Source organism: Mycobacterium sp. AMU20-3851 (genome assembly GCF_043974665.1).
In the GTDB taxonomy this organism is placed as follows: Bacteria; Actinomycetota; Actinomycetes; order Mycobacteriales; family Mycobacteriaceae; genus Mycobacterium.
Genome location: NZ_CP146371.1, coordinates 331,729 through 351,738 on the forward strand (window position 1 = coordinate 331,729; position 20,010 = coordinate 351,738).

The 20,010-nt window shown below is 66.4% G+C and carries 15 protein-coding genes; 7 read left to right on the forward strand and 8 right to left on the reverse strand.

All coding sequences use genetic code 11. The features are described from left to right. Window positions 1-14: 14 nt before the first annotated feature. Together V4U86_RS01640 and leuA are read right to left on the reverse strand one after the other, a co-directional pair. Window positions 15-3,152 carry an NAD-glutamate dehydrogenase domain-containing protein gene (locus V4U86_RS01640; RefSeq protein WP_395309567.1) on the reverse strand — a complete coding sequence of 1,046 codons (3,138 nt, stop codon included), beginning with the start codon at window positions 3,150-3,152 and terminating at the stop codon, window positions 15-17. Between the two features lie 167 nt (window positions 3,153-3,319). Next, the gene (leuA, locus tag V4U86_RS01645; protein ID WP_395309568.1) at window positions 3,320-5,143 is read right to left on the reverse strand and encodes a 2-isopropylmalate synthase; all 1,824 of its coding nucleotides are present in this window, start codon (window positions 5,141-5,143) and stop codon (window positions 3,320-3,322) included. A 231-nt stretch (window positions 5,144-5,374) separates the two neighbouring features. Between leuA and V4U86_RS01650 the strand changes: the two genes are divergently transcribed. From V4U86_RS01650 to V4U86_RS01665, 4 genes are read left to right on the forward strand one after another with little or no spacing between them, the layout of a single operon-like run. Continuing rightward, on the forward strand, window positions 5,375-6,097 hold the full coding sequence (locus V4U86_RS01650) for a WXG100 family type VII secretion target (RefSeq protein ID WP_395309569.1): 723 nt from the start codon (window positions 5,375-5,377) through the stop codon (window positions 6,095-6,097). Continuing rightward, the gene (locus V4U86_RS01655) at window positions 6,097-6,387 is read left to right on the forward strand and encodes a WXG100 family type VII secretion target (protein WP_395309570.1); all 291 of its coding nucleotides are present in this window, start codon (window positions 6,097-6,099) and stop codon (window positions 6,385-6,387) included. Before V4U86_RS01650 ends, V4U86_RS01655 begins: the two co-directional genes overlap by 1 nt. Window positions 6,388-6,391: 4 nt before the next feature. Next, window positions 6,392-9,094 carry a glycohydrolase toxin TNT-related protein gene (locus V4U86_RS01660; RefSeq protein WP_395309571.1) on the forward strand — a complete coding sequence of 901 codons (2,703 nt, stop codon included), beginning with the start codon at window positions 6,392-6,394 and terminating at the stop codon, window positions 9,092-9,094. 25 nt (window positions 9,095-9,119) lie between these two features. Next, window positions 9,120-9,665, forward strand: coding sequence for a hypothetical protein (locus tag V4U86_RS01665; RefSeq protein ID WP_395309572.1), 546 nt, complete (start codon window positions 9,120-9,122; stop codon window positions 9,663-9,665). Between the two features lie 464 nt (window positions 9,666-10,129). On the opposite strand, the gene V4U86_RS01670 is transcribed toward V4U86_RS01665, so the two are convergent. From V4U86_RS01670 to glnT, 6 genes are all read right to left on the reverse strand, one after another. Continuing rightward, window positions 10,130-10,777, reverse strand: a complete 648-nt coding sequence (locus V4U86_RS01670) for a helix-turn-helix domain-containing protein (RefSeq protein WP_395309573.1) — start codon at window positions 10,775-10,777, stop codon at window positions 10,130-10,132. An 86-nt stretch (window positions 10,778-10,863) separates the two neighbouring features. Next, window positions 10,864-12,060, reverse strand: a complete 1,197-nt coding sequence (locus V4U86_RS01675) for an NAD(P)/FAD-dependent oxidoreductase (RefSeq protein ID WP_395309574.1) — start codon at window positions 12,058-12,060, stop codon at window positions 10,864-10,866. Further along, complete coding sequence (locus V4U86_RS01680) at window positions 12,057-13,415, reverse strand: FMN-binding glutamate synthase family protein (RefSeq protein ID WP_395309575.1); 1,359 nt, start codon at window positions 13,413-13,415, stop codon at window positions 12,057-12,059. The genes V4U86_RS01675 and V4U86_RS01680 overlap by 4 nt, the downstream gene beginning before the upstream one ends. Then, window positions 13,415-14,134, reverse strand: a complete 720-nt coding sequence (locus V4U86_RS01685) for a protein glxC (protein WP_395309576.1) — start codon at window positions 14,132-14,134, stop codon at window positions 13,415-13,417. The genes V4U86_RS01680 and V4U86_RS01685 overlap by 1 nt, the downstream gene beginning before the upstream one ends. Next, window positions 14,122-14,991: a glutamine amidotransferase gene (locus tag V4U86_RS01690; RefSeq protein WP_395309577.1), complete on the reverse strand. Its 870-nt coding sequence runs from the start codon at window positions 14,989-14,991 to the stop codon at window positions 14,122-14,124. The genes V4U86_RS01685 and V4U86_RS01690 overlap by 13 nt, the downstream gene beginning before the upstream one ends. A 19-nt stretch (window positions 14,992-15,010) precedes the next feature. Next, window positions 15,011-16,315 (reverse strand): type III glutamate--ammonia ligase, encoded by a 1,305-nt coding sequence (gene glnT, locus V4U86_RS01695; protein ID WP_395309578.1) that lies wholly within the window; start codon window positions 16,313-16,315, stop codon window positions 15,011-15,013. A 217-nt stretch (window positions 16,316-16,532) separates the two neighbouring features. On the opposite strand from glnT, the gene V4U86_RS01700 reads away from it, so the two are divergent. The 3 genes from V4U86_RS01700 (at window position 16,533) to V4U86_RS01710 (ending at window position 19,996) form a co-directional block, all read left to right on the forward strand. Beyond that, on the forward strand, window positions 16,533-17,798 hold the full coding sequence (locus V4U86_RS01700) for an aspartate kinase (RefSeq protein ID WP_395309579.1): 1,266 nt from the start codon (window positions 16,533-16,535) through the stop codon (window positions 17,796-17,798). Window positions 17,799-17,831: 33 nt separating this feature from the next. Beyond that, window positions 17,832-18,872, forward strand: a complete 1,041-nt coding sequence (locus V4U86_RS01705; RefSeq protein ID WP_395309580.1) for an aspartate-semialdehyde dehydrogenase — start codon at window positions 17,832-17,834, stop codon at window positions 18,870-18,872. A 77-nt stretch (window positions 18,873-18,949) separates the two neighbouring features. Next, a complete protein-coding gene (locus V4U86_RS01710) occupies window positions 18,950-19,996 on the forward strand; it encodes a DUF4185 domain-containing protein (protein ID WP_395309581.1) in 1,047 nt (348 codons plus the stop codon). Window positions 19,997-20,010 lie beyond the last annotated feature (14 nt).

The following is a 20,010-nucleotide window of genomic DNA, read 5'->3' on the forward strand; positions in this document are numbered from 1 at the left end:
GGCTGTTTCATGTCTCAGCCCGGCTGATTGGCGTTGGTGAGCCGGCGGATCTGGGTGGCCGCCACCGAGACCACCGCCAGGTCGGGGTTCTCGACGGCGAGGAAGTCCTGCAGCGTGCGCCGTGCCCGCTCGATCCGCGGCCGGTTGTAGGCCTCGAATTCGGCGATGGTGTCCACCGGGCCGGGGCCGGCGCCGATCATCCGGTTCACTTCCCGGGCCAGGTCGCGCAGCGACCGGTACAGATCCTGACGCACCGCGAGCCGGGCCAGACCGTTCCACCGTCCGCTTCGCGGCAGCGCCGAGACGGCCAGCAGCAGATGGTCGACCCCCAGGTGCGCCGAGAGTTCGAAGTAGATGTGCGCCAAGGCCGCGGCATCCTCGCCGTCGGCAAGGGCCATGTCGACGATATCGAGAAGGCTGTAGGCGTAGAGGGATTCGCTGATCCGGCCGGCGATACCGGCGGGAGTCCCGCGATTGGCGAAATCATCGAAGATCCGGCCGGCGGTGGCAAGCTCGTCGCCACGCAGCATCTCGGGCAGCTTGCCGCGCAGGGTGGCAACGGTGTGGCCGAACCGGCCGATCTCGTCGGCTATGGACAGCGGCTGCGGACGGTTCAGCAGGAACCACCGGGATGCCCGGTCCAGCAGGCGGCGACTCTCCACGATCAGCGCGGCGGTGAGGTCGGGCGCCAGTGCCGCGGAATGGATGTCGTCCCAGAGCCGATCGAGCTCGAAGACCTCGGAGACGATGGCGTGTGCCCGCACGATATCGCCCGCGGTGGCGCCGGTTTCCTCGGCCAGCCGGAAGGCGTAGGTCAGACCGGAGGTGGCCAGCAAGTGGTTGACCACCGTGGTGGCGATGATCTCGCGCCGCAACGGATGCTCTTCGACCTGTGCACCGAGCCGGCGGCGCAACGTCGCCGGAAAGTAGCGGTGCAGGGCCGCGGTGAAGTACGGATCGTCGAACTCGTCGGATGCCAACAGCTCGGCCTTCAGGTCGAGTTTGGCGTGCGCCATCAGGGTGGCCAGTTCTGGCCGGGTCAGGCCCGCACCGGATTTGGCCATCGCGAGGAACTCCTCGGTGCTGGGCAGCTGCTCGCGCTCGCGGTGTAATCCGCGCTTGTCCTCCAACATCGTGACCATCCGGGCGTGCACACTCACCAGCGCGGCCGCGTCGGAACGGGAGTCACGCAACAACCGGTTGTGGGCGGTGTTGTTGGCCAGGACGTGGGCGGCGACCTCGTCGGTCATCTCGGCCAGCAGCGCGTCGCGCTCGGCGGACGGGAAGCGGCCGGCCAACAGGATCTTCAAGTTGACCTCGTGATCGGAGCAGTCCACACCCGCCGCGTTGTCGATGGCGTCGGTGTTGATGTGGCCTCCTAGACGGGCGAACTCCACCCGGCCACGCGGGGACACCCCGAGGTTGCCGCCTTCCACGATCACCCGGGCCCGGACCTCCGCGGCGTTCACCCGCACGCCGTCGTTCACCTTGTCGGCGACCTCGCTGTGCTGCTCGTCGCCGGCCTTGACGTAGGTGCCGATCCCGCCGTTGAACAGCACATCGACCGGGGCCCGCAGAATGTGGCCAATCAGGTCGTTGGGAGTCAGGTGGGTGGCTGATTCGGTGATGTCGAGCGCCCGGCGCATCTGTTCGGACACCGCGATGGTCTTGGACTCGCGGGACCAGACCCCGCCGCCGGCGCTGATCAGGCCGCGATCGTAGTCGTCCCAGGACGAACGGGGCAGCGCGAACAGCCGCTCCCGCTCACCGCGCGCCTGGGCCGAAGGATCGGGGTCGACGAAGATGTGCCGATGGTCGAATGCGGCGACCAGTTGGGTGCCGCGTCGCAGCAACATCCCGTTGCCGAACACGTCGCCGCTCATATCGCCGATGCCGACGGCACGGAATGCGTCTGTGTCCGCGTCGATTCCGAGTTCCTCGAGATGGCTGTCGCCGCTGACCCAGGCGCCCCGGGCGGTGATGCCCATGGCTTTGTGGTCGTAGCCCGCGGAGCCGCCCGAGGCGAAGGCGTCACCCAGCCAGTAGCCGCGCCCCAGGGCAACGGCGTTGGCCGCGTCGGAGAAGGTGGCCGTGCCCTTGTCGGCGGCCACCACGAGGTAGGGGTCCTCGCCCTCGGTGTCGTTGTCGACGACATCGAGCAGCGCAGAGACGAAATGCCGATAGCAGTGCAGTGCCTCATCACGGCCGGCACCCGGCTGCCGGACGACGAAGACACCCTTGGCGCCGACCGGAACGATCACCGCGTTCTTCACCGCTTGCGCCTTGACCAGGCCGAGCACCTCGGCGCGGTAGTCGTCGTGACGGTCCGACCAACGCAGGCCGCCGCGGGCCACCAGGCCGAAGCGCAGGTGCAGTCCCTCGAATTCCGGTGCATAGACGAAGATCTCGGACAGTGGCCGGGGTTGCGGCAGTTCGTCGATCTGGCCGGCGTCGAACTTGTGTACCAGGTACGGCGCCTCCGGGCTGAATGCCCCGTCCTGGAACGCGTTGGTCCGTACGGTCGCGTTGATCAGGTTGCGGTAGGCACGCAGCACGCGGTCGGCGTCGATATGGGCGACCCGGTCGATCTCGGCAGCCAGTCGCTCGTCGGCTGCCGCGATCGCCGCGGAATCGCCGCCCTGGCGCAAGCGCGCCTCGAACAGGGCGACCGCGGCAGCGGCCGCACCCGGGTTGTCCAACAGCACCTGCTGAATACGGTTCTGGCCGTAGGGCATCGGCAGCTGCCGCAGGTAGCGGCTGTAGCTGCGCAGCACCGCGACCTGGCGCCAGTGCAGACCGGCCACCGGGATCAGCGCATTGAACCGGTCGGCTTCGATCCGGCCCGCCCAGACGGCGCGGAAGGTGTCGCAGATCTGCTCGGAGGCCACCGGGCCGTCCGTGTCCAGCACCAGGTCGTAGACATGGCACACCGATCCGTCCGGCCGGGTCCAGGAGTTGGTGTGCTCGTTGATGACCTCGAGATCCATACTCTCCAGCGCCGGCAGCATCCGGCGCAGCGGCACCGGATGCAGCGCGGACAGCGAGAACCGGAGTCTTCCCTCCTCGCCGGTATCGGTCACACCGACCGCGATGTCATCACCTGCCAGGGCGGTCTGACGTTCGGCGTCGAAGAACGAGGCGTGCGGGATCACGGATTCCTCCTGGGCGTGCCGCGTCGTTGCGGCACGAGTTTTAGCGATTCACAACCGATTTGGCCCGGCGGGCCGTCGGCTATGAGTCTCCAGGGGAAATTGTGAAACGGTCCGGATCACTTCGTTACGGATTGACCGGCGATCAATACACTGTGTAACCCGGGTGGTCAGTCCCGGGCGGCGCGGTTGACCGCGGACACCACGGCACGCAGTGATGCGGTGGTGATCGACGTGGCGATCCCGACACCCCAGACCGTCTTGCCGCCGATCGAGGCCTCGACGTAGGCCGCGGCCTGCGCCTCTTCACCGGCCGACAGCGCGTGCTCGGAGTAATCCAACACGCTCACCTCGTAGCCGACCGCGCCCAGGGCGTCGCAGAACGCCGCCAGTGGACCGTTGCCGGCGCCGACGATCTCGCGCTCCTCACCGTTGATCTTCACGATCGCGGTGATGGTGTCGGTGCCGCCGTCGACCTCGGAGGCGACCACCTTCTGGCGCATCCGCTCCAGCGGCAGGATCGGGGCCAGGTACTCCTCGGAGAACACATCCCAGATCTCCTTGGGCGAGACCTCGCCGCCCTCGCCGTCGGTGATCTGCTGGATCGCCTGGCTGAACTCGATCTGCAGGCGTCGCGGCAACACCAGGCCGTGGTCGGCCTTCATGATGTAGGCGACGCCACCCTTGCCGGACTGCGAGTTGACCCGGATCACGGCCTCGTAGGTACGGCCGACGTCCTTGGGGTCGATCGGCAGATACGGGACCTGCCACAGGAAGTCGTCGACATCGGTATCGGCGGCGTCGGCATCGAACTTCATCGCGTCCAGGCCCTTGTTGATGGCGTCCTGGTGGCTGCCGGAGAAGGCGGTGTAGACCAGATCGCCGCCGTAGGGATGGCGTTCGTGGACCGGCAGCTGGTTGCAGTACTCGACCGTGCGGCGGATCTCGTCGATGTTGGAGAAGTCGATCTGCGGGTCGACACCGCGGCTGAACATGTTCAGGCCCAGCGTCACCAGACAGACGTTGCCGGTGCGCTCACCGTTGCCGAACAGGCAGCCCTCGATCCGGTCGGCGCCGGCCTGGTAGCCCAATTCCGCTGCGGCGACGCCGGTTCCGCGGTCATTGTGCGGGTGCAGGCTCAGGATCACCGAGTCGCGCCGGGCCAGGTTGCGGTGCATCCACTCGATCGAGTCGGCGTACACGTTGGGGGTGGCCATCTCGACGGTGGCGGGCAGGTTCAGGATGACCGGGTTCTCCGGGGTGGCGCCCAGGGTTTCGGTGACCGCGTCGCAGACCTCTTTGGCGTAGGACAGCTCGGTGCCGGTGTAGGACTCCGGGGAGTACTCCCAGCGCCAGTGGGTGTCCGGGTACTTCTTGGCCTCCTGCAGGACCAGCTCGGCGGCATCGGTGGCGATCTTCTTGATCGTGTCCTTGTCGGCGCGGAACACGACGCGACGCTGCAGGATCGACGTCGAGTTGTAGAAGTGCACGATCGCACTCTTGGCGCCACGGCAGGCCTCGAAGGTGCGGGTGATCAGCTCGGGGCGGGACTGCGTCAGCACCTGGATGGTGACATCGTCGGGGATGGCACCATCCTCGATGATCTCGCGGACGAAGTCGAAATCGGTCTGGCTGGCCGAGGGAAATCCGACCTCGATCTCCTTGTAACCCATCCGGACCAGCAGATCGAACATCCGGCGCTTGCGGGCCGGGCTCATCGGATCGATCAACGCCTGGTTGCCGTCCCGCAGGTCCACCGCGCACCACTGCGGGGCCCGGTCGATGACTTTGTCGGGCCAGCTGCGGTCGGGCAGCGTGATGTCCTCGACCTCTCGGGCGAAGGACTGGTAGCGGTTCACCGGCATCGACGAGCCGCGCTGGGTGTTCCAGGCGGGCTGGCCGGGGTTGGGGGCGCCGCTGGGGGTGGTGATGGTGCGCACCGACGAGAAGGCGTCCGGGGAAACGGCAGAAGAAGTGGTATCAGGGGTGGTCATGATCTCGGCTCCGGGGTCTTGGTTTCATCCTGTGGGATTCAGACCGGCGCATCGCGAAAACCCGCGACGGGAGGCCAGTCTGGATCAGACCCCGTCGCGGCGTCCGAGAAGGAGCACCCGCAGCACGGTGGCAACTGTACTCCCGGTCGCCCGTGGAGCCCAATTTTGGTGTCGGTGCGGTGCCCGGACTCGGCTTAGGCTGCTAGGCAGGCTATGGATTGCGGGGGGAGCATGGGGCAGTCGGTCGAGGTCGTGACCTCGGAGTTACACCTGGCAGCGGACCGTTTGCGGGGGGCTGGACAGCGGCTGCAGGACGGTTTGTCCTCGGTGGATCTGGAGACCAGCAACCTCCTCGGATCCGGCTGGCAGGGCGAGGCGGCGACGGCGTTCGAGAAGTACTGGGACCAGTGGCACAGCGGTGCCGGCCAGGTGGTCCGCGCCCTGCAGACCATGTCCGATGCTCTCGACGTGGCCGCCCGGAACTACGCAGCGACCGACGAGAGTGCCGGGGGAGCGCTGGACGGGACCATGCAGGGCGGCGGTGGTGGTGCCGCTACGGGTGGTGGTACTTCCGATGGTGCGGGTGCCGTTGGGTCCGGGGCGTCGGCCGGCTCAGGTGGAGAGGCGGCCGCGCCGTCGGGAAGCAGCAGTGCCTCCGGCGCGGGGCAGAAGCCGGACCTCGCCCAACAGATGAACCTGGGGGAGGTCATGCAACCGATATCCCAGGCGGCGGGGATGCCCGCCCAGGTGGCCGGACAGCTGGCCGGCGGGTTGACCCAGGCCGGGCAGGTTGTTGCCGGTGCCGCCCAGCAGGCGGTGCAGATGGCGACCGAGGTGGCGCAGCAGGCCGAGACCGGCGCGGAGGCGGCCGCTGGTGAGGAGCCGACCGAGAAGGCGCCGGTGGGCCGGCCCGCGGAGCCCGACGCAGAACCCGCGGCCGAACGGGAGCTGTGATGACGAAGTTGGTGGTGGACTTCTCGCAGTTGCAGGGGGCCATCGATCACATGGAGCAGTTCGGCCGCGACGTCACCGAGGTGCTGGAAGAGATCGAGCAGGCGATGACCGCGTTGCGGGCCAACTGGGCGGGATCCGGATCGGATGCCCAGGAGCAGTCGCAACGGCAGTGGAACGACGGTGCCGAGCAGATGAAGACGGCCCTGGAACAGCTGCGCAAGGTTGCCGAGGGCGCACACAAGAATTACTCCGACGCCGTCGACAAGAACGGAAAGATGTGGGCGGGCTGATCGCGTGCGGATCGAAGTAGAACCGCAGCAGCTGATCGGTGCGGGAAAACACGTCGGATCGCTGGGGACCCAACTCGGTGCGCTGTCGGACGCGATGGGCCAGGTGTTGGCCGGCGGCATCGCATCAGGGTCGGATCCGGCAGGCCTGAACTTCGGCATCACCTACGGACGGCAGGCCGACGAGTTCGGTCAGGCGCTGGCGGACGCGGCCAACGCGTTCAAGAATGTCGGCCTGATGTTGGAGGCGACCGGGTTCAACTACCGCAACGCCGACGCCGCCTCGACCCCGGGCGGGCCCGGCCCATCCGGAGGAATCAGCGGTGAGCAGGCCAGGACGACGGCCGGCGACGCGCCATACGGTCCGAACGGGAGCAATGTGCCGCCGCCGGGCAAGTGGTGGCTGATCACCCCGTTCCTCCGGATGATTCCCGGCATCGGGATCGCGGCTGGAGTGGCCATGACCTGGCCGTCGGGTAATGCCGCGATGATGAATCTGACTGCCGCGCAGTGGCGCAACATCGGGCAGGGATTATCTGTGTTCGAGGGGGCGATGGCGGGAGCCAAGGCGTCCGTCGATGCCCAGGACATTCCGGAAAAGGGAACCATCAAGACGGCTCTTGAGGAGTTGGGTACCCGGGTTTCGGACCTGTCCAAGTTCGCCGGCGGACTGGCGACCACGATCGGCGAATTCGCCACCGGAGTGCAGGAGACGCAGGACGCTATTCGTAACCTGCTCAACAGAATTTCGCTGGATGGGTTGTGGGACACCGTCACCGGATTCCTCAGCGGCGACGGGGACCGGGTTCTGCGGGAGATAGCCGACGATGTCAGCACGGTGTTGGAGAACTTCCAGAACCAGGTCAAGGGCGTCATGGGCCTGCTCGAGGAGCTCAAGACGCTTCTCGGTGAGGCCGCTGACGCCTTCCAGAAATGGATACGGCCAGTCCTGGTGGAGACCTTCGGGGATCAGGTCGGCAATCGGTTGGCCGATGGCATCAAGCTGTACACCGACATCCAGGTCGGTGCGGCGTCCGGGTTGATCAATCTGGTCTCCGGGACCGTGGCGATGGCCGATCCGGATACCTGGAAAGGTCTCGCCGACACCGCGATGATGCTCATCGACGACCCCTCGAAGACCGATGATGTGCTGAAGGAGATCGGCAGTCAGTTCATCGCACTGGAACAATGGCAGGGCGACAACCCGGGCCGGGGGTTCGGTGAGGCCGCGTTCAACATCGGGTCGTTGTTCGTCCCGGGTGGGGCGTTGGCCAAGGGAGGCTCGGTCGCCAAGGGGCTGAGCGCGACCCGGCACCTGCTCGACAAGATCGACAGCGGATCGCCGAGCAGGCTGCCCGGGCTTGGTGGTAACCGCGTTCCGGACATGGGCGAGCTGCCGGAAGCGCCTGGCGCGCCGGATGTTCCGGAATTCGATCGGCCAGGTATTCCGGAGTCGGTACTGGCTCCCGGTGGTTCGGGCGCGCCAATGCGGCCGCAGAGCGTGGATCCGGGCGCCGGTTCGCCGTCCTCGGCGTCGCCGGGTTCGGGAGCCGGCGGTGGGCATGCGCCGACCGGGGACTCGCCCAACGGGTCGGGGCCGGGGTCGTCGTCGGGTGCGCCGGTGCCTGCAGGTGTTGCGGCGGGTGCGGGTGACGGGCCGGGTGGTTCGTCGAGTGGTGGGTCGGGTTCGGGTTCGTCGTCGGGTGCGCCGGTGCCTGCAGGTGTTGCGGCGGGTGCGGGTGACGGGTCGAGTGGCTCGTCGTCTGGTGGGTCCGGTTCAGGCGGAGGTCCATCCGGCAACGGTGATGGGCCGGGTAGCTCTTCGTCGGGTGGGTCGGGCTCGGGGCGGGACACCGACCAACCGGTGGCCCCGCCGGCTAGCCCGTCGGCGGATGCACCGGGAACGGGCAGCGGTGATGGTTCGGGAGGCCCGTCGAACAGCGAGCCGGGAGCGAGCACTTCCGATCGTCCGCCTGCAGCGGAGAGCTCGCCGCTGTCAGCAGAGAGCTCTGACCATGTTGCTGATAGTTCACAGACGGTAGATGCCGGTACGCAAGACCAGCTATCCGATCAAGACGCGAATGATCATGCCGTCACAGAATCGACGGAGTCACACGGCGCGCCTACGTCCCAGGTACCTGAAAGGGTCCCCGGCGTCGACTTCGCACTCCCAGCGGAAGATGCGATGCAGGTCCTCAGTGATCCGGCCGCTGAGATCCGACGGCTATCTGAAGGCGGAATCCCGGACAGCGTGCTTGAGGGCTACGATCCGTTGGCTGGACGCCAATTAGCCGACTTTCGTGACGAATTTACCGTTCTTGATAAGAATGGCAATCTTGCTTGGGATTGGCAGAATCAGGCCCCAAATAACGGCTTTGATGGTGAGCCCGTGGAATTGGACAACATTCCATCCGGCCACCAGCTTGATCGACTGGGGTTCAATGGTGGTGGCTTCATGGCTGACGAGGGAGCGCCGATGGCGGAGCGAGCAATGGCACCTGGCCCCGCTGCGCAGTACCACACATTTGAGGGCACCGGACGACCAGTTCCAGAAGGCAAGGACTGGGTCGTGCAACACGGGCCAGTGAAGTCAGCGTTCGGTCAACCGGGGGGCGCGGAACAGTGGGTTGTAATCGACAGGAGTACAGGTTATCCAGTGAAGGTCGAAGACCTTATTCGTGCCAGGATGCTGAGGGAGACCACGCCATGACGATCAACCTCGGGGGTCATCGCTAGTGTCCGAACGCAACGAGTTTGTCGGTGCCGAGAGCTTTCTCCAGCACTACAACGCTTGGAGAAACATATACGGGCGGTTCGGCAAACCGCCACGCGATGAACCTGATTGGCAGGATGGTGGGCTGTGGCTGCGAGACGGGTTCCCAAATCCTGACTGGTCTGCGTTCGTCATCGAGCGAACCGGCAATGGATACGATCTGCTGCAGGCGACGACAGAACGACGTTCAGATCCAGTAACGAGTCATCAAGGGTACTTCTCGAGGTTTGAGGATGCCGGAAAGTATGTCATCGCTGCTATCGGCGACTACCTTCGGATCGATCGTCGTCTGGATCCCGTTAGCTGGACTTGGGACGACGAAGGTGTACCGCCGGGAGTGGAAGAGATCGTCAGCAGCGATAGTCGAGTGACGTACCGCCTACGAAGGGATCACGAAGTCTATTGCGTCATGGCTCGTGGTGACCGAGCCTACAGCCACTTACTACTTCTGACCTACGAGGACCTGGGGCAAATGCTGCTCAAAGGGTTTCCTGAAGTCGACAGGTGACCAGTCGTTCCCGCGCTGGTTGCGAGGACCTCAGACGGACATTCATCCACCGTTGCCGGACTGCGAACGCCCGCAGAAATTCCGGCGGCCTACGGAGTGGAGGGTGCGCCCGGACTTCGTCGACGTGGTTCGCTTCGAACAACCTCCAGCTCCAGGTGATCGCGACCGCGTTTATGACATCGGTACGGGGACGGTGCAGGAGCCCGTTATGTACGTCGATGACGCTTCGTCTCCGGGAACACGCTACGTAATCGGCACCGAGACAGCATCCGGCCGTCGTTTACCTGGCCTTCCCGCTGAGTGATCGGATGGTGTATTACGAGGAGCTCTAAGAGCTTTCGTCCGCTGAACTCGACGGACTCCTCTGAGACCCAGCCACGGAAATCGATTTGGAGGCGTCCTGCCGGCGGCGCGAACAGGACCATCGCCTGTTCCTGCAGCCGGCACCGCCGCGGTACCCCGGGCTAGACCTGCGAATCCGGGAACGCGATCACCGACAGGAACCTGATGGGCAACTCCACCAGATCCACCGGCCCGTGCGCACCTTCGCCGTCCATCTGGAGCGAATCGCCGGGATGCAACCGGTAGACCGACCGGCTGTGGCTGTAGTCCATCACCCCTTCGAGCATGAAGATGAACTCGGTGCCGGGATGCTGGAACAGCGGGTAGGTCTGGCTCTTCTCGGTGAGCGTCACGTGCAGACACTCCAGACGCTTGTGCTCCCCACGCAGCGAGCTCAACAGCTGGTATTCGTGCCCCTGTCTGGTGCCGTTGCGCACGATCTCCGCCCCGGTCCCCGCCTTCACGAATGCCGCCGGTCGCTCGACATCCGCGCCGCGGAACAGGCTGGTAACCGGGACGTCCAGCCCCCGCGCCAGCAGCGCCAACGTGGACAGGCTGCAGGAGGTCTGGGCGTTCTCGATCTTGGACATCATCGCCTTGGATATACCGACCCGCGCCGCCATATCCGCCACCGTGAGCCCATGCTGCTGGCGTAGCTGCCGCACATTCCGGCCGATCGCGGCTTCGAACTCCAGCTCGTCAACCGGCTCGTGCGGATTGCGTTCACGAGCGGTCCCGGACTCATTCCGAAGCAGCGGTTGGTCGTTCACGGCTCTCCTGTCTCGCGGATCTCCTCCATCCTGCTAGGGGAACCACGATTTCCAAAGTGCATCTGCCCTCGGGTTGTGCGCCCAGGTCAGCGCATCTCGCCGGCCCCGACATAAGGGAAGGGGCTCTTGAGCAGGTCGCCCTCGGCAAACCGGGACAACCGGAAGTCCGACTCGGGTATCCGCGGGTCGGAGCTTCGGCCCTCGATCACCAGGTCGGCGACCAGTCTGCCCACCGCCGGGGCGATCTTGAATCCGTGCCCGCTGAAACCCGCCGCCACGACGAGGCCCTCCATGCCGGTCTGCGAGATCACCGGGTTCCAGTCCGGCGTGACGTCGTAACAGCCCGCGTAGCTCGTCGTGATCGCCGCATCGGTGAAGCCCGGGAACCGGGTGCTGATCTTGTCCACCGTCAGATCGATGAATGCCTCGTCGGCACGGTTGAGGTAGTGATCAGGGTCGGCGATCTCCAACTCGGCGAGATCGGAGTTGCCGAACAGGATCTCGGAATTCACATCCGGGCGTACATACTGCAGTGACACCAGGTCGGAGAACACCGGCACCGGTCCGAGTTCGAGTCCGGGCGAGAGCATCACGATCTGCTCGCGGTGCACCGACACGGGCACGTCGATGCCGTACCGAGCCAGAAACGGTTGGGTCCAGACACCGGTGGCGACGACGACCGTCTCCGCCGACACCTCGGTGCCGTCGACCAGTCGAACGCCGGTCACCCTGTCGCCGGTGACGACCAGGTCTGTGACATCGCAGCTTTGACGCACCCGCACACCGGCATTCCGGGCCGAGATGGCGAAGGCCTGCGCGGTCTGATAAGCATCGCCGTATCCACCGCGGGCTTCCCAACCGAACGCCGCGAACGGGGTTAGGTCGGCATGCGGCCACATCTTCGCGACCTCGTCGACACCGATCTCCTCGGTCTGCACACCGACCTCGCGTTGTGCGGCCAGGCTGTTGCGCAGTGCTCCCACGTTGGGTTCCCCCACCCCGACCACGTAGCCGGTCTGGCGGAAACCGATATCGGTGGCGTGTTCGCCGAGGAACTGCTCCGGCTTCTCGAAGACGTCGAGGCTAGAGGTCGCCATGGCGGCCAGCGAGCTGACCCCGTAGTGGCAGCGCACGATCCCGCTGGACTTACCGGTCATCCCGGATCCGACGGTACTGCGTTCGGCCACAAAGACATCGGTGATGCCACGCTGGCTCAGCGCCCACGCCGTGGCGGTGCCTTCCAGCCCGCCGCCGACGATGACGACGTCCGCGGTCTCGCTCACTGGCCCGGGATCCAACTCGTGCCGGCCAGCGGAACCCGCGCCATGGCGGCCGCCTCGATGGTGATGGCGACCAGGTCCTCGGGCTCCAAATGGGTGACGTGAGCCTTCCCGCATGCCCGAGCGATGGTCTGGGCCTCCATGGTCAGCACCCGCAGGAAGTTGGCCAGCCGCCGGCCACCCTCGATCGGGTCGAAGCGCGACGACAGTTCCGGATCCTGGGTGCTGATCCCGGAGGGATCACGGCCGTCCTGGAAGTCGTCGTAGAACCCGGCCGCGCTACCCAGCTTCTGGTATTCGGCCTCGTAGCGAGGATGGTTGTCGCCCAACGCGATCAACGCGGCCGTGCCGATCGCGACAGCATCGGCGCCCAGTGCCAGTGCCTTGGCGACGTCGGCACCGTTACGGATACCGCCGGACACGATGAGCTGCACCCCCTTGCTTTTACCCGTCGCTGTGCTCGCCCCGGCGCGGTGCACGCCGAGTTCCTGCAGTGCCTGCACCGCCTGCGGGATGGCGGCCAGGGTCGGAATGCCGACGTGTTCGATGAACACCTCCTGGGTGGCAGCGGTGCCGCCCTGCATGCCGTCGACCACCACCACGTCGGCGCCGGCGTGCACGGCCAACTTCACGTCGTAGTAGGTGCGGGTGGCGCCGACCTTGACGTAGATCGGCTTCTCCCAGTCGGTGATCTCCCGCAACTCGTTGATCTTGATGGTCAGATCATCGGGTCCGGTCCAGTCCGGATGGCGGCACGCACTGCGCTGATCGATACCCTCGGGCAGCGTGCGCATCCCGGCGACCCGCGCAGAGATCTTCTGCCCCAGCAGCATTCCGCCGCCACCTGGCTTGGCGCCCTGTCCGAGCACGATCTCGATGGCATCGGCTTTGCGCAGGTCATCGGGATTCATGCCGTACCGGGAGGGAAGGTACTGGTAGACCAGGTGCTTGCTCTGGCCGCGTTCCTCGGGCGTCATCCCACCGTCTCCGGTGGTGGTCGAGGTGCCGGCCTCGCTCGCTCCGCGTCCGAGTGCCTCCTTGGCCGGGCCGGACAGTGCGCCGAAGCTCATGCCGGCGATGGTGACCGGGATATCCAGGTGCAGAGGGTGTTTGGCGTTGCGTCCGCCGAGGATCACGTCGGTGCCGCAGCGTTCGCGGTATCCCTCCAGCGGGTACCGCGACATCGATGCGCCGAGGAACAGCAGGTCATCGAAGTGGGGAAGGGCCCGCTTGGCGCCCCAGCCGCGGATGTCGTAGATACCGGTTTCGGCTGCTCGCTGGATGGCGGCGATGGTGGTCCGGTCGAAGGTCGCCGATTCGCGCAGGCCCAGCCGGGCCCGGTCATCAGTCGAGGTCATCAGTAACTCCCGGAGTTGTCGACGTGGAAGTGGTAGAGGCTGCGGGCCGATCCGTATCGGGTGTACTCCGTGGTGTCGTCGGAATACCCTGCTGCAGAGAGGAGTTCGGCCAACTCCGCGTGATGCTCGGCCCGCATGTCCTTCTTGACGCAGTCGGCGCCCAGCGAGCTCACCGCACCGCGCACGTAGATGCGCGCCTCATAGATCGAGTCGCCCAGTGCCTCACCGGCATCGCCACGCACCACCAGACGGCCGGCTTGGGCCATGAATGCGCTCATATGGCCGATGCTGCCGCCGACCACGATGTCGACACCCTTCATCGAGATACCGCAGCGTGCCGCGGCATCGCCTTCGATGACGAGCAGCCCGCCGTGGGCGGTGGCTCCCGCGGACTGCGAGGCATTGCCGGTGACACGCACCGTGCCGCTCATCATGTTCTCGGCGACACCGGTGCCGGCATTGCCGTCGATCACGATGTCGGCCTGCTGGTTCATCCCGGCCGCGTAGTACCCGACATGGCCCTCGACCCGCACCCGCACGGGCGCGTTCACCCCGACGGCCACATTGTGGGCGCCGTCGGGATGTTCGATGACGAAGTCCCCACCCAGATCGGCTTGGTGCAGAGCGGTATTCACCTCACGCAGGGCAGTGCTGCGCAGGTCCCACACAGTGACATCCCCGGGTCGCTGCGCTCCAGCCCGCCGCTTCAGCGTGTCCATGCGTAAACGACCTCCGGTTCGGGTTCCCAGATCTTGGCGGATTCGACGCCGGGCAGTCCGGCGAGCGCGCGGTACTCGCTCGCCATCGCCACCCAGTCGGTGGTTTCGGCGATCACCGCCGGCTTGCACGCGATGGCGTCGCGGACCACGGCGAAGGAGTCGTGGTTGGACACCAGCAGCGTGTAGAAGCCGTCAAACGTCGCGCAGAGTTCCTTCAAAGCCGTCTCCACATCGCGGCCTGCGGCCAGTTGTCGGGCCACGAACCGGGCGCCCACCTCGGTGTCGTTCTCGCTGTCGAAGCTCACACCGTCGCGCCGCAGGTCACGGCGGATGGTCGCATGGTTGGAGAAGGATCCGTTGTGCACCAGGCATTGTTGGGGGCCCACGGTGTAGGGGTGGCAGCCCGACGGCGTCACCGCGGACTCGGTGGCCATCCGGGTGTGACCGACCCCCTGCCACCCCTGGGCCTTGGCCAGTCCCCAGGCATCGCTGAGATCGCGAGGGTGCCCGACGCCCTTCAGGACGGCGAGGTCGGCACCGAACCCGGCGATCAAGGCCTCGGGGTACGCTGCTCGCACACGCTGCAGCAGATCCTCGGACGGCTCGTCCGCGGACAGCAGATAGGTCGAATCCACCTGCACCACAGAGACATCCGGTCCGAGGTCCGGTGCCTTCGCGATGTCGGTGACCGATACGCACCCGCGTCCGGACGGTGACCATGTCGGATCCCCGTAGACCGCGATTCCCGCCGAGTCGGCGCCGCGGTCCGACATCTCGCACAGCATGCCGGTGAGCAGCTCACCCAGCCGGGGATACAGCTGCTCCGTGCGTAGGTGTAACCCCACGATTCCGCACATATTTGTGGTTGCCCTTTCTCTAGAAAGCCGTCAGGTAGGAGTCGACTTCCCACGGCGCGACGGTGCCGTGGTAGGCGAAGAACTCGTCGCGCTTGAGTCCGGCGAAGTAGTCGGCAACGCCTTCACCGGCCGCGTCCAGCACGCCGCGCACCACGGTGTCGGACTCCAACTCGTCGATCGCATGCAGCAACGTGGGCGGCAGAGTTGAGTCACCCTGGCTGCCGACGGCTCCGGGATCGGCGCTGCGCTTGACTCCGTCCAGCCCGGCGCCGAGCGCCGCGGCGATGGCCAGATAGGGGTTGGCGGAGCCGTCGCCGCCGCGGAGTTCGATGCGCTGGTCGTCGGGCACCCGGATGTAATGCGTGCGGTCGTTGCCGCCGTAGCTCGGCTTGCGGGGTGCCCAGGACGCACCCGATGCGGTGCTGATGGCACCGGTCCGCTTGTAGGAGTTCACCGTTGGCGCGATGACGGCCTGCAGCGCACAGGCGTGTTCGAGGACGCCGCCGATGAACGCGTACGCGGTCTCGGACAGCCCGAGGCCGCGGTCATCGGAATCGGACGGGAACACCGGGGTGCCGCCGCTGGTCAGCGACAGGTGGAAGTGCAAGCCGTTGCCGGTCCGGTCGGCGAACGGCTTGGGCATGAAGGTGGCGACCATATTGCGTTCGGCGGCGATCATGGACAGCAGGTAGCGCAGGGTGATCACCCGGTCGGCGGTGACCAGCGCCTCGGCGAATTGGAAGTTCTGCTCGAACTGGCCGTTGCCGTCCTCGTGGTCGTTGGCGTAGTTGGACCAACCGAGGGCGTTCATCGCCGTGGATATGGCGGTCAGGTGTTCATACATCCGGGTGACGCCGCGGGCGTCGTAGCAGGGCTGGCTGGCGGTGTCGTCCGCGTCGGCGGTGACGAGGCTGCCGTCGGCCGCCCGGCGCAGCAGGAAGTACTCCACCTCGGCCCCGACCCACGGCTCGAATCCGGCATCGGCCGCCTGCTGGATCAGGTTCTTGAGGATGACCCGCGGCGCGAATGGCCACGGCTTGCCCTCCACATGCGGATCGCAATGCACCAGCGCGAGCCCCTCCTTGAGGAACGGGATCGGGGTGAACGACGCGGGATCTGGGATGGCGATGAGGTCGGGATCCTTGGGTTGCTGCCCCATGGCGCCGACCGCGTAGCCGGCGAAACCGACGCCCTCGGTGGCGAGCTGGTCGACGGCTTCGACGGGAACGAGTTTGGCGCAGGGCTTTCCGCGCAGATCGACGAACAGGGCGAGGATGAACTTGGTACCTGATTGTTCAGCCAGGGTCGCGAGGTCGGTCGTCATCCTGTCTCCTAATGGGAATCAATGTATCACGTTATGAAACTTCATCAGCCACACGGGGTCGTCTCTGTGATTACTGGTAGTAAACGGTGTTTCTGTTACGTGAACGCTTCGTGTTGTTTCGGTCTCGTAAAGGCCAGCCCGGACTGCGTGGGTAATAACGGGATGCGCCCACCCCGTATCCTTGTCGGGACATCCCCGGCTGGTTGAGAGGTTTACAGTGGCGCTCGTCGTGCAGAAATACGGCGGATCTTCGGTGGCGGACGCCGACCGGATCCGACGCGTCGCCGAGCGCATCGTGGAAACCAAAAAAACCGGCAATGACGTCGTGGTGGTCTGTTCGGCGATGGGTGATACCACCGACGACCTGCTGGATCTGGCCCGCCAGGTGTCCCCGGCTCCGCCGGCCCGCGAGATGGACATGCTGCTGACCGCCGGTGAGCGCATCTCCAACGCGCTCGTGGCGATGGCCATCGAGTCGATGGGCGCCCAGGCCCGGTCGTTCACCGGGTCGCAGGCCGGCATCGTCACCACCGGCACGCACGGCAACGCCAAGATCATCGATGTCACCCCGGGCCGCCTGCGCGATGCGCTGGACGAAGGCGTCATCGTGCTGGTCGCCGGTTTCCAGGGCGTCAGCCAGGACAGCAGGGACGTCACCACCATGGGCCGCGGCGGCTCGGATACCACCGCCGTCGCCCTGGCCGCTGCGCTGAACGCCGACGTCTGCGAGATCTACACCGATGTCGACGGCATCTTCACCGCCGACCCGCGCATCGTGCCCAACGCCCGCCACCTGGACCACGTCTCCTTCGAGGAGATGCTGGAGATGGCCGCCTGCGGCGCGAAAGTGCTGATGCTGCGCTGCGTGGAATACGCCCGCCGGTACAACGTTCCGATACACGTCCGCTCGTCGTACTCGGACAAGCCCGGCACCATCGTCAACGGATCGATCGAGGACATCCCCATGGAAGACGCCATTCTGACCGGAGTTGCGCACGATCGCAGCGAGGCGAAGGTCACCGTCGTCGGCCTGCCCGACGTACCCGGGTACGCCGCCAAGGTGTTCCGCGCGGTCGCCGACGCCGACGTGAACATCGACATGGTGCTGCAGAACATCTCCAAGGTGGAGGACGGCAAGACCGACATCACCTTCACCTGCTCCCGGGAGAACGGCCCGAGCGCCGTGCAGAAACTGTCCTCGTTGCAGAGCGACATCGGCTTCACCCAGGTGCTCTACGACGATCACATCGGCAAGGTGTCGCTGGTGGGTGCCGGCATGCGCAGCCACCCCGGCGTCACCGCCAAGTTCTGCGAGACGCTGGCCGAGGCCGGTGTCAACATCGACCTGATCTCCACCTCGGAGATCCGGATTTCGGTGCTGGTCAAGGACACCGATCTGGACGTGGCGGTCTCCGCGCTGCACGAGGCCTTCGGGCTGGGTGGCGAGGAAGAGGCCGTCGTCTACGCCGGAAGCGGGATCTAGATCGTGGGGCGAGCGAAGCGACGGGGGAAGTAAATGGTTGTGATCGGTGTCGTCGGCGCGACCGGCCAGGTCGGCCAGGTCATGCGGACCCTGCTCGAAGAGCGGAACTTCCCGGCGAGCTCGGTGCGGTTCTTCGCCTCCCCGCGCTCGGAGGGCAAGAAGCTGACCTTCCGCGGCCAGGAGATCGAGGTCGAGAACGCCGAGACCGCCGACCCGACCGGGCTGGACATCGCCCTGTTCTCCGCCGGTGCGACCATGTCGCGGGTGCAGGCGCCGCGGTTCGCCGCTGCCGGTGCCGTCGTCGTGGACAACTCCTCGGCCTGGCGCAAGGACCCCGAGGTCCCGCTGGTGGTCAGCGAGGTGAACTTCGACCGGGACGTGCGCGGTGTCCAGCTGAAGAAGGGCATCATCGCCAACCCGAACTGCACCACCATGGCCGCCATGCCGGTGCTCAAGCCGCTGCACGACGAGGCCGGGCTGACCCGCCTGATCGTCTCGAGCTACCAGGCCGTGTCCGGCACCGGACTGGCCGGCGTCGAGGAGCTGGCCACCCAGGCCCGCGCCGTCATCGACGAGGCCGAGCAACTGGTGCACAACGGTTCGGCGCTGGACTACCCGGCGCCGGTCAAGTACGTCGCGCCCATCGCCTTCAATGTGGTGCCGTTGGCCGGTTCGCTGGTCGAGGACGGCTCCGGCGAGACCGACGAAGACCAGAAGCTGCGCAACGAAAGCCGCAAGATCCTGGGTATCCCGGAGCTCGCGGTGAGCGGCACCTGCGTGCGGGTGCCGGTGTTCACCGGGCACTCGCTGTCGATCAATGCCGAATTCTCCCAGCCGCTTTCGGTCGCTCGTGCCAAGGAGATCCTGGCCGGCGCCGCGGGTGTGTCGCTGGTGGATGTCCCGACGCCGCTGGCGGCCGCCGGGGCCGACGACTCGCTGGTCGGCCGGATCCGTCAGGACGAGGGAGTGCCCGGTGGGCGCGGCCTGGCCCTGTTCGTCTCCGGCGACAACCTGCGAAAAGGTGCCGCGCTGAACACCATTCAGATCGCCGAACTGCTGGCCGCCCAACTCTGAAGACAGTGCGCCGAAACGTACGTTTGGGCGCAAGAGTGCGAGTGGCGTGCGCCATTTCGTCGATCTCGGGGTTGGTGATGGCTGCCCATCCCGCCCACGCGGACCTGATCCTGTCGCCGGGCCAGGTCGTCATGCTCGGTCCGGTAGCCGGAACGGGCACCGCGACTGGTGATTACGGAATCGGTGCGACGGACCTCTGCGAGTTCATGGAGTTCCCGAGCCGGCTGCTGCAGGTGTGTGGAGACAGCTTCGCCGGGCAGGGCGTCGGCTACGGAGGCTGGTATTCGCCGGTTGCGCTGCACGTGGACCCCGACTCGATCACCGCGCCCGACGGTGTCCGCGTCACCGGAGTCTCGGGTACCCGAGCGCCACTGTTGGCCGACCCCGCACCGGCCGGCGCATCCCAGCTCCCAGCCGGTGTCGTGTCGATCAACCGCGAGAACTACATGCTGGTCACCACCACGTTCAACCTGGAACCGGCCTCCTCGCGATTGGTGAAAGCCGATGCCGCAAAGGACAATTGGTTGACCGTGCCCGGATCGGAACGGCCGGCCGACTTCGCCGGTGGCGGGCAGTCCCAGATCAGCGGCTACTACGACCCGGTCCCCACGCCGGAATCCGAGCGAGGCTGGGTGTACCTCGTGGCCGACAGCTTCGACCGCACCGCGTCTGTCACGCTGTATCGAGTGGCGCCGCAAGACTTCCCGGACCGTGGTGCCTGGCAGGGCTGGTCGGCGCAGGACGGGTGGGGGCACCGGCCGACACCGCTGTGGGCGGACCGGGTGGGCGAGATGAGCGTGCGCCAGATCGACGGGAAGACGGTGCTGTCGTACTTCAACGCCAGCACGCTCAACATGGAGGTGCGGGTGGCCAACGACCCCACCCAGCTCGGCTCGGCGCCGGTGACGACGGTGGTGGTGGGCGCCCCGTGGCCCGACCGCCCGAGTGATCTGCCTGCGCCGCACGACAACCGGCTGGCGCAGCCGTACGGCGGCTACATCTCCCCGGCATCCACGCTGGAGGAACTGCGGGTCTTCGTCAGCCAGTGGAACACCACGCCGCGCGGCGGGACGCCGTACCGGGTGATCCAGTACGCGGTGCGGCCATTCACAGCTGATTCATAATCGGTAGCTAGCTG